Genomic DNA, 5186 nt, shown 5'->3' on the forward strand with positions numbered 1-5186 from the left:
CACCTTGCAGTGTCCCTTGACCATGACATTGTTAGCGCCGAAGTCTTCTTTCAATCGGCTGTTTGCCCGTTCCGCGCTGGACCGGATTTTATAGCGCTCTGCCTCGTGCGGTGCCATGGGGACAACCTCTTGGCCGCGGCCATTCTTATCTGTGATTGGAACATGGCCGAACTTCCGGCTGGTCTCCTCGATCCGCTTGGCATCGTAGGCTGCATCCATCAAATCGTAGAGATAGGTCACCTTTCCGCTGGTCAACTTGATCAGCGGAATCGCTACCTGGCTGTCATGCAGCGAAGCAGAGGTTACAAGGGCACTGATTGGCAGGCCGATATCGTTGATGTCCAGATGCAGCTTGAAACCGTTCCATGATATTTTGTACCCCTTGGCGTCCTTCTTGGTGCCACGATCACAGGCAACCGGCAACTCACCAATGGCTTCCTCGGCACTCTGGCGGACCTGACGGTCAAGCCGCTTCTCGATGGCCGGCGTCCGTTGCTCGCCTTTGGCGGGACGCCCCCTCTTGCGAGGCTTCTTCGGCTCCCTGGCCACCTTCTTCGCCGCTTTCTCACGTCCGGCAATGGCCGTGGAGTCCCGGCTGATGTGTCCGACAAGCTCTTCGCCAAGGTATTCCTTCACCAGTGCATCATGGACCCGCCCACCAAGACTGCCGGCGGCAAATTCGGCAAAGGCCCGCGACAAGGTAGGCTCCGACGGGATAGCATTGGAAGTGGCAAATCCGCATATCTGCCGCAGATTCCCTGCTGATTGCAGAGCCCGACGCAGGTCGCTGGTCGTCGGATATCGGTAGAGCGCCTTTGCCACGAATGCTCGGGCGCAAGCCTGTCGGTCAAGAGGCTTGCGCCCGGGATACTGATATCGACGTATGTTCCTTGGTACGTGTTGCTCAACCTGGATAATCTCCAGAATAGACACCAGGCGTTCCTCCTGCGCGGTGAGCGGAGCTTGCAAACATTTGTTCAGATGGGGAAACAGACTTCTTTGGACATACCCCATCAACCATGATATTTTGTCGGTGAGCTTCACGGCGTTCTCCTGTGTTCTGTTTTGCTGGTTACAAAACAATACCAGAAAACGCCGTGAAGTTCAATTATTTCAATATGTTACGCGATAATATCTTTTGTGTGGCGCGTCTCGTCATTTTGAAAGAGGCTCTGTAGTCTCCCAATTTTCCAGTGAGAAGACCGTCCGGTGATTTTAGTCTAAATACTCTTTTCCTGAGGGATGACTTTCTTCGGAGAAGTTCGCGATAGTTCTGGACAAATATGTTTTGTGATTACGCAGAGAAAAATATTAATTGATAGTTAATGACCGGGAAGATGTTGTCGGCTAACGACATTTCCGGCTACCTGCTGGGCAGTTTGACTGCATGGCCATAATATCAGTTGACATTTTTTTTTGTGCTGTTAGTTTAAACAAATGTTTGTTTGGTATGGTTTGTAGGATTTTCCCTTTGGATAACCGGGAGAGAAACCATATGTCCACTTGGGTCAAGGCCTTCTATGCAGCGGATCAGGGGGCAGCCGGCCGGGGAAGCGAAACGGAAAGGAGGAGGTGTACGCCTTCTTTGAATATATGAACGCCGGGGAGGTCGATAAATACGATCCGCCCGGAGCAGCTATCGGTGTAAGCATTTACAGCAATACCCCCCAAGGCGACAAAACCACGCGAGTGGTGGATGGGATCTTCGACAAATTCAAAATGCTTATGGCCCAGGAGCAGATGACCCAGGAGGAATACAATATCCTGGTGGGCAAATACGCCCACCTCGCCACCTGGTATTATCCCCTTTCGAGGAATCGAACCGCCGGGGGAAGCCTCTGCTCATGGACAAGGTGATCGGCAGTCGCTGTCAAAGGAAGAGCGGGCCGGGAAAAGCGCGGCGGGACGCGGAAGAGATGGGCGCGAAAGTACAGGAACTGATGATGCAGAGCCGGCAGCGCGAGGCCCTTGAGTTGCTACAGGAGATGGGACAGGCCGGCCAAAAGGTTATTGAGCATTCACGCAGCCCGGAGGGGGCGCAAGAGTGGGAGGAGTGTCGCAAGGAACTCTCACGGAGCGCCTTTCCGACCAAATTCACCATCGCGGCGGACCCCTCGAAGTCTTGAAATGCGAGGCCGGCTGCGCCGGATCGCGCATTTATTTAGTCTTGATGGCGCCGCATGCTCTGTGGTGGCGCACCCCAAGGGTTCTGTTCAATCCTCCCTTTCAATCCTCCCTTGAGGAGGGCACTGCCTTCGGGGGGAGGTTTTGGTTCCTTCGGCATTTGGCCTCGGTCACAAAAACACACCTGTATAGCGAAGTTTTTGCTCAGCCATCTCCTAACTTTTTTTAGTTTATCGATCTCGGTTGACCAATGATCGACATCTCCGCTGGTTTAATTGCGGCCGGTTGCTCGGCTCCGGGTTACGCGCTGCCGCCTGTATTGCCATCGGGCCGTCCGGAGCAGGCCCGGCCGGTTTGCCTGAAGCCTCCCGTTTTTCCTGCCCGGAAAGTCCGCCCCTCTTGCACCATTAAAAAACCGAAAGCCGATTCAAGTTCGTAGTACAATTTCCTCTATCGACACCGGCCCGGCCTCGCTTTTTCCGGAAATATCTTGAAAGGCTTTTTAATCCCAGGAGAAATTCCTGAATCCGTTATCGACCGCCCCACGCCAAGTGGGCGGGTGAATGATGGCGGTCCAGGGAAAAACGATGATCCGATGCAATTAGATGCTGATAAAGTGAAACTCCCCACGAAGCGTCAATTCAGGAAATGGCCCATGGCAAATCCACCATGAACCGTCAGATTCTGATAATTCTGCTGCTTTCGGTCTTCATCGCCCTGCTCGGGATCGGGATCATTGTCCCGGTGATGCCCGACTTCGCTACGCGGCTCGGGGCCAGCGGCACCGCCCTGGGGATGATGGTCGCCGCCTTTTCTCTGACCCGGGGTTTTTTTCAGCCGGTGGTCGGCTCCCTTTCCGACCGCTGGGGCCGCAAGGGCTTTCTGGTCGTCGGTCTCTTCATTTACGGTTTGGTGGGGCTGATCATGCCGGCGGCAGGTTCGGTGGGAAACCTGATCGTCATCCGTACCTTTCACGGTTTCGGCTCGGCGATGATCGTGCCGGTGGCCATGGCCTATGTCAGTGAAATGGCGCCGGCGGGCGAGGAAGGCCGCTATATGGGGTTGCTCAACATCGCCATCTTCACCGGTATCGGCGGCGGCCCGATGCTGGGCGGATTTTTTGCCGATCTCTGGGGGATGGCCTCCGCCTTTTACGCCATGGCCGGTTTGAGCTTTCTGGCCTTTGCCCTGGTCCTTCTGCGGATGCCGGTCATGGCCGAGACCGGCAAGAAGGTCGGGCCGCAACTCGGGATTTTCCGGGGAATGTACCAGGTCCTGGCCAGCCGCCGGGCCAGTGGCATCCTGCTGACCCGGATGGCAACGATGATCATCATGGTTCCGTCCATGGCCTTTCTGCCGCTTCTCATGCATCAGCGTTTTCCAGCCACCGGCATCATGATCGGTCTGGTTATCGCCGGCCGGACCCTGACCAACGCCGTCTTGCAGACCCCCTTCGGCCGCCTGGCCGACCGGCGGGACAAGGTCGTCCTCCTGATGATCGGCTGCCTGATCGTCAGCCTGATTATCGTTCTGGTGCCCCTGGCCGTCGATTTTCGCCACTATCTGGGGTTGTTCGTCGTGCTGGGAGCGGGCGAGGCCATGCTCTGGCCGGCGCTGGGGGCCTTGGCCACCGAGGAGGGCAGGATCTTCGGGCATGGGACCATGATGGGAGTGTTCAATCTTTCGATGAGCGCCGGCATCTTTCTCGGCTCGCTCGGAACCGGCTGGGTGATGGACTTGTTCGGTCTGTCCTGGGCCTTTTACAGTGCCGGGGCGGCGGTCCTGATCCTGGGTCTGGCGGGGGTGGCAATGATTCGTGCCGCCCCGCCAACGCCGGCTCCGCAGCCATCGTCACGGTAAGTTGGAGGCTTTTTTTCTTGCATAATGTAGAGCCTCTTTCAAAATGACGAGACGCGCCACACAAAAGATATTATCGCGTAACATATTGAAATAATTGAACTTCACGGCGTTTTCTGGTATTGTTTTGTAACCAGCAAAACAGAACACAGGAGAACGCCGTGAAGCTCACCGACAAAATATCATGGTTGATGGGGTATGTCCAAAGAAGTCTGTTTCCCCATCTGAACAAATGTTTGCAAGCTCCGCTCACCGCGCAGGAGGAACGCCTGGTGTCTATTCTGGAGATTATCCAGGTTGAGCAACACGTACCAAGGAACATACGTCGATATCAGTATCCCGGGCGCAAGCCTCTTGACCGACAGGCTTGCGCCCGAGCATTCGTGGCAAAGGCGCTCTACCGATATCCGACGACCAGCGACCTGCGTCGGGCTCTGCAATCAGCAGGGAATCTGCGGCAGATATGCGGATTTGCCACTTCCAATGCTATCCCGTCGGAGCCTACCTTGTCGCGGGCCTTTGCCGAATTTGCCGCCGGCAGTCTTGGTGGGCGGGTCCATGATGCACTGGTGAAGGAATACCTTGGCGAAGAGCTTGTCGGACACATCAGCCGGGACTCCACGGCCATTGCCGGACGTGAGAAAGCGGCGAAGAAGGTGGCCAGGGAGCCGAAGAAGCCTCGCAAGAGGGGGCGTCCCGCCAAAGGCGAGCAACGGACGCCGGCCATCGAGAAGCGGCTTGACCGTCAGGTCCGCCAGAGTGCCGAGGAAGCCATTGGTGAGTTGCCGGTTGCCTGTGATCGTGGCACCAAGAAGGACGCCAAGGGGTACAAAATATCATGGAACGGTTTCAAGCTGCATCTGGACATCAACGATATCGGCCTGCCAATCAGTGCCCTTGTAACCTCTGCTTCGCTGCATGACAGCCAGGTAGCGATTCCGCTGATCAAGTTGACCAGCGGAAAGGTGACCTATCTCTACGATTTGATGGATGCAGCCTACGATGCCAAGCGGATCGAGGAGACCAGCCGGAAGTTCGGCCATGTTCCAATCACAGATAAGAATGGCCGCGGCCAAGAGGTTGTCCCCATGGCACCGCACGAGGCAGAGCGCTATAAAATCCGGTCCAGCGCGGAACGGGCAAACAGCCGATTGAAAGAAGACTTCGGCGCTAACAATGTCATGGTCAAGGGACACTGCAAGGTG

5 protein-coding genes are annotated in these 5186 nt (G+C 56.0%); 4 read left to right on the forward strand and 1 reads right to left on the reverse strand.

Translation table 11 applies throughout. The annotated features are described in order from the left end of the window. The coding region (locus BM485_18115) for a hypothetical protein (GenBank protein ID OKY73580.1) at positions 1–1044 on the reverse strand (1044 nt) is incomplete at its 3' end. A 528-nt stretch (positions 1045–1572) separates the two neighbouring features. On the opposite strand from BM485_18115, the gene BM485_18120 reads away from it, so the two are divergent. The 4 genes from BM485_18120 to BM485_18135 all read left to right on the forward strand — a co-directional run. After that, positions 1573–1857 (forward strand): hypothetical protein, encoded by a 285-nt coding sequence (locus tag BM485_18120; protein OKY73581.1) that lies wholly within the window; start codon positions 1573–1575, stop codon positions 1855–1857. Further along, complete coding sequence (locus BM485_18125) at positions 1845–2126, forward strand: hypothetical protein (protein OKY73582.1); 282 nt, start codon at positions 1845–1847, stop codon at positions 2124–2126. Before BM485_18120 ends, BM485_18125 begins: the two co-directional genes overlap by 13 nt. A 667-nt stretch (positions 2127–2793) precedes the next feature. Continuing rightward, positions 2794–3984: an MFS transporter gene (locus tag BM485_18130; GenBank protein ID OKY73584.1), complete on the forward strand. Its 1191-nt coding sequence runs from the start codon at positions 2794–2796 to the stop codon at positions 3982–3984. Between the two features lie 158 nt (positions 3985–4142). Then, positions 4143–5186, forward strand: a 1044-nt coding sequence (locus BM485_18135; protein OKY73583.1) for a hypothetical protein, incomplete at its 3' end; no start/stop codon positions are given.

The sequence above is a fragment of the Desulfobulbaceae bacterium DB1 genome (assembly GCA_001914235.1).
GTDB lineage: Bacteria > Desulfobacterota > Desulfobulbia > Desulfobulbales > SURF-16 > DB1.

Bases quoted from the DNA above. Each gene is read 5' to 3' on its own strand.
- BM485_18125 (OKY73582.1), top strand. From the start codon at position 1,845: ATGGACAAGGTGATCGGCAGTCGCTGTCAAAGGAAGAGCGGGCCGGGA.
- BM485_18130 (OKY73584.1), top strand. From the start codon at position 2,794: ATGAACCGTCAGATTCTGATAATTCTGCTGCTTTCGGTCTTCATCGCC.